The sequence below is a fragment of the Sulfitobacter sp. HI0040 genome, from assembly GCF_001634885.1.
Taxonomy (GTDB): Bacteria; Pseudomonadota; Alphaproteobacteria; order Rhodobacterales; family Rhodobacteraceae; genus Sulfitobacter.
On record NZ_LWEX01000077.1, the window covers coordinates 1 to 4,903 of the forward strand.

At 64.0% G+C, this 4,903-nt stretch carries 4 protein-coding genes; 2 read left to right on the forward strand and 2 right to left on the reverse strand.

Annotated elements, in window-relative coordinates; translation table 11 throughout:
• Positions 1-140 precede the first annotated feature (140 nt).
• Positions 141-1,154 carry a nicotinate-nucleotide--dimethylbenzimidazole phosphoribosyltransferase gene (cobT, locus tag A3728_RS06090; RefSeq protein ID WP_067921184.1) on the forward strand — a complete coding sequence of 338 codons (1,014 nt, stop codon included), beginning with the start codon at positions 141-143 and terminating at the stop codon, positions 1,152-1,154.
• Between the two features lie 3 nt (positions 1,155-1,157).
• Here the strand turns inward: cobT and A3728_RS06095 are convergent, their stop codons facing one another.
• The gene (locus A3728_RS06095) at positions 1,158-3,083 is read right to left on the reverse strand and encodes a cation:proton antiporter domain-containing protein (RefSeq protein ID WP_067921187.1); all 1,926 of its coding nucleotides are present in this window, start codon (positions 3,081-3,083) and stop codon (positions 1,158-1,160) included.
• Between the two features lie 19 nt (positions 3,084-3,102).
• Positions 3,103-3,558 (reverse strand): Lrp/AsnC family transcriptional regulator, encoded by a 456-nt coding sequence (locus A3728_RS06100; protein ID WP_067921191.1) that lies wholly within the window; start codon positions 3,556-3,558, stop codon positions 3,103-3,105.
• A gap of 156 nt (positions 3,559-3,714) precedes the next feature.
• Between A3728_RS06100 and hppD the strand changes: the two genes are divergently transcribed.
• Positions 3,715-4,812 (forward strand): 4-hydroxyphenylpyruvate dioxygenase, encoded by a 1,098-nt coding sequence (gene hppD / locus A3728_RS06105; RefSeq protein WP_067921189.1) that lies wholly within the window; start codon positions 3,715-3,717, stop codon positions 4,810-4,812.
• Positions 4,813-4,903: the final 91 nt, after the last annotated feature.

The following is a 4,903-nucleotide window of genomic DNA, read 5'->3' on the forward strand; positions in this document are numbered from 1 at the left end:
GCAGCGCCAGCGTGACCGCGAAACCGGCGAGCGGGTGGCGGGCGGCGTCGTTTTCCGGCATCGGGCTGGTCCTTTCGAGTGTTGTCCGGGGGCGCTTGTTGGGTAAAGAGGCGGCAGTCTTCTTGCAATGAGGTTCGCCGATGACAGCCGCTTTTTCCGATCTGGACGATGTCCGCACCCTGTTGCGGGAGATGCCGCTGGCCGATGAGGATGCGGCGGCGGATGCCCGTGCGCGCGACGGCCAGTTGACCAAGCCGCCGGGCTCGCTCGGACTGTTGGAGGATCTGGCGGTCTGGTACCGGGGGTGGCGCGGCGGCGCGCGGGCGGAGATCACGCGCCCGCAGATCATCGTGTTTGCTGGCAACCACGGTGTCGCGGCACGCGGCGTTTCCGCTTTTCCCGCCGAGGTGACGGCGCAGATGGTGGCCAATTTCCAGCACGGCGGGGCGGCGATTAACCAGTTGGCCCGCGTGGCCGGGGCGAAATTGGATGTGGTGCCGCTGGAACTGGACCGGCCCACGGCGGATTTCACGCAAGAACCCGCCATGGATGTGGCGGACTGCATGGCGGCCCTGCGGGCCGGGTGGGATGCCGTCGACGCCCATGCCGATGTGCTGGTGGTCGGTGAGATGGGCATTGCCAATACCACCGCGGCGGCGGCCATCGCCTGCGCTCTGCTGGGCGGCTCGGCGGAGGACTGGACGGGCCGTGGTACCGGGGTGGACGATGCGGTGTTACGCATCAAGGCATCGGTCGTGGCCGACGGGGTCGCGCGCCATGCCGAAGCGGGCGACGGGCTGGAGGTGCTGCGCTGCCTTGGCGGGCGCGAGTTGGCGGCTATGGCCGGGGCCATCCTGCGCGCGCGGCATCTGCGTATTCCCGTCATCTTCGACGGGTTCATATGCTCTGCCGCCGCCCTGTGCCTGCACCACGCGGGGCCGGGCGCGCTCGATCATGCGGTCGCGGGTCACCTCAGTACCGAGGGCGGCCATGGGCGGCTCTTGGAGGCGATGGATAAGGCGCCCATGCTGTCGCTGGGCCTGCGCCTTGGCGAAGCCTCCGGCGCCGCGGTGGCGATCAGCGTGCTGAAGGCGGCGCTGGCCTGCCACGTGGGCATGGCCACCTTTGCCGAAGCGGGAGTCAGCGACGGCTGAGGGTCAGGCGCTCTTCTTCTCCTGATCCACGCGGTTGAGGAAGGCGGTTTCCAGGTCCTTCTGGAGCTCCTTCGCGCGGGCCACATAGGCCTTGTTCTCTGCCGGGGGCACGTCGGGCCGCCAGAGCTTGGCGAGTTCGCGCACCGACTCCCTGTCGTGGGTGTAGAACATGCGCTGCGCCTCGGAGGCTTCGAACTCCGACAGGCCCATCTGTTCCAGCACGTAGCGGCCCGCCCGCAGCGAACTGTCGAACATTTCGCGCACGATATCGTCGGCCCCGGCCTGGAACTGCTGGTAGACATCCGTGCGGTCATGGGCCCGGGTGACGATGTGCAGATCGGGCCGCTGGCGGCGGGCATAGGCGATCAGATGCAACGCGGCCTTGGGGTCGTCCAGCGCCACGACGAGCACGCGCGCGTCCTTCAGCCCCGCCTTGCGCAGAATGTCGGGCCGGGTCGGATCACCGAGGAACGCCTTGAACCCGAAGCGCCGCATGACCGCGATGGTATCGGGGTTGTGGTCCAGCACAACCGTCTTGAACCCGCTGGCCTGCACCAGCCGGTTCACCATCTGGCCGAAGCGCCCCACGCCGGCGATGATCACCGGGCCTTCTTCGTCGATCTCGTCGGGGGTGATGACCCCGCTTTCCTCCATCCGTTTGCTGATGATGTCATATAGGATGAAGAGTAACGGCGTGATGAGCATGGAAAGCGCGATGACCAGCAGCAGCGTTTCGGCCACGTCGCCGGGGATCACGCTGGTGGCCACCGAGAAGCTGACCAGTACGAAGCCGAATTCACCGGCCTGTGCCAGCGCCAGCGAGAACAGCCAGCGGTCGCGGCCCTTGAGGTTGAAGACCGACGCCAGCCCGTAAAGGATCAGCCCCTTCACGATGATGACGAGCAGCGCCATGCCCACCAGCAGGGGCGCATCGGCAAAGAGCAGCTCGAAATTGATGCCAGCCCCCACGGTGATGAAGAAGAGGCCCAAGAGCAGCCCCTTGAAGGGTTCGAGGTCGGTTTCCAGTTCATGCCGGAATTCGCTGGAGGCGAGCACCACACCGGCGAGGAAGGCCCCCAGCGCGGGCGACAGCCCCACCAGCATCATCAAAAAGGAAATGCCCACCACGATAAGCAGCGCGATGGCGGTATACATCTCACGCAGGTTGGCCGAATGGATGTAACGGAACACCGGGCGCGTGGCGAAGATGCCCGTCACGATGATCGCCGCGATGGCCCCCAGCGTGACCAGTGTGACTCCCCAGCCCGGCAACGCCTCAATGAAGTTCATCGCCTTGTAGGCGGCCTCCGCCCCCTGCGAGACCTCGCCGCCGTGGGCGCCCACGGCCTTGTGCGCATCTTCGACCTGTTCGGGATCGACGGAGATCGACCCGTCCGGCAGCACCCCGGCGAGCGAGCCAAGCGCCAGCAGCGGCAGGAAAGCCAGTATGGGAATGACCGCGATGTCCTGCGTCAGCAGAACGGAAAAGACATTGCGCCCCCCCGCGGTCTGCATCAGCCCTTTCTCGGAAAGGGTCTGCAGCACGATGGCGGTGGAGGAAAGCGACAGGGTAAGGCCGATGGCCAGCGCTACGGACCAGCTTTGCCCATAGGCCATGGCGATGCCCATGATCGCCGCGGTCGACAGGATCACCTGCAGCCCGCCAAGGCCCAGCAGCTTGTGCCGCATGTCCCACAACGCGCGCGGTTCGAGTTCGAGCCCGATCAGGAACAGCATCATCACCACGCCGAATTCGGCGAAATGCTGAAGGTCCTTCGTTTCCGATCCGACCAGCCCGAAGACCGGCCCGATCAGGATGCCCGCCGCGAGGTAGCCCAGCACGGAACCGAGGCCGAGCCGCGCGGCAAAGGGCACCGCCACCACGGCGGCGGCAAGGTAAATCGAGGCTTGGAACAGGAAACCTTCCATGGCAGTCCTTTCGAGAGCTTCAGGTGGGCAGGGGCCCGTCTTTTTTCAGTTGATCCATGACGATCTGGCTATGTACACGCGCCACGGCCGAATGTGGTAGCAAAACATCGTGTATCAGGCGGTTGAGGCTGGGCAGATCGGCGCAATAGACCCGCAACAGATAGTCCGCATCGCCGGTCATTGTCCATGCGCTCACGATTTCCGGACGGGTGTCGAGCAGGCGCGCGAAACTGGCCGAATGTTCCGGTCCATGGGTGCCCAGATGCACCTGCACGAAGCCCTGCACATTCAGACCCAGCCGCGCGGGATCGAGCCGGGCGGTATAGGCTTCGATATAGCCCTCCATCTCAAGCCGTTGACGCCGCCGCCCGGCCTGCGAAGGCGACAGGTTCAACTGCGCCCCCAGTTCGCTGCTGGTCAGATGGGCGTTCTTCTGCAGCGCCGCCAAAAGCCGCGTATCGGTGTCATCCAGCATATGCGCAATCTCCGCACGGTTCCGCAGCATCATGCCCAGAACGCGTGAGAAAGACCAGAGAACGGATCGAGATTGCGCAGATCGCGCGGCTCTCCGCTGGTAGAATTGCGTCATACCGGCCAGCCCGGATTTCATCCATAGAAAGAGGAGAACCCCATGGGTCCCTTCCCGCATGACGCCCCCAAATCCCGTATCACGCCGGAGAACCCGGCAGGCACCGACGGTTTCGAATTCGTCGAATTCGCCGCGCCCGATCCGCAGGAACTGCGCGATCTTTTCAGCCGCATGGGTTATGCCCATGTCGCCAACCACAAGACGCAGAAGATCGAGCTTTGGCAGCAGGGGGACATTACCTATATCCTCAACGCCGAGCCGGACAGCTTCGCGGCCCGCTTCGTCGAAGAGCACGGGCCCTGTGCCCCGTCGATGGGCTGGCGCGTGGTGGATGCCGAGAAGGCGCTCGCCCACGCCTTGGCCCACGGGGCGGAGGAATACACCGGCGGGGGCAAGGTGCTGGACGTGCCGGCCATCATGGGCATCGGCGGCTCGCTGATCTATTTCGTCGACCGCTACTACGATACCTCGCCCTACAACTGGGAATATGACTGGATCGCCACGTCAAAGCCCGACGGCGTGGGGTTCTACTACCTCGATCACCTGACGCATAACGTCTTCAAGGGAAACATGGACAAGTGGTTCAAGTTCTACGGGGATCTGTTCAACTTCAAGGAAATCCGCTTCTTCGACATCGAGGGTAAATTCACCGGCCTGTTTTCGCGCGCGCTGACCTCGCCCTGCGGGCGTATCCGCATCCCCATCAACGAGGACAGGGGCGAAACCGGGCAGATCGTTTCCTACCTGAAGAAGTACAAGGGCGAAGGCATCCAGCATATCGCCGTGGGCGCGCGCAATATCTACGACGCCACCGATGCCATCGCGGAGAACGGCCTCACCTTCATGCCGGGGCCCCCGGACACCTATTACGAACTGAGCCGCGACCGGGTGCAGGACCACGAAGAACCGCTCGACCGGATGAAGAAGCACGGGATCCTGATCGACGGCGAAGGTGTGCTGGACGGAGGGGAAACGCGTATCCTCCTGCAGATCTTTTCGAAAACCGTGATCGGCCCGATCTTCTTTGAATTCATCGAACGCAAGGGCGACGACGGCTTCGGAGAGGGCAATTTCAAGGCGCTCTTCGAGAGCATAGAGCAAGAACAGATCGACAGCGGCGAACTGAAGGCCGACGCCTGAGCGCGAGGACGCGCGTCCCGCTTCCAAATGGTTCAAAATCCCCGCCGGAGGCATCTAAATCTTTCGGCGCATCGAAAGAGTTTTCTTACCT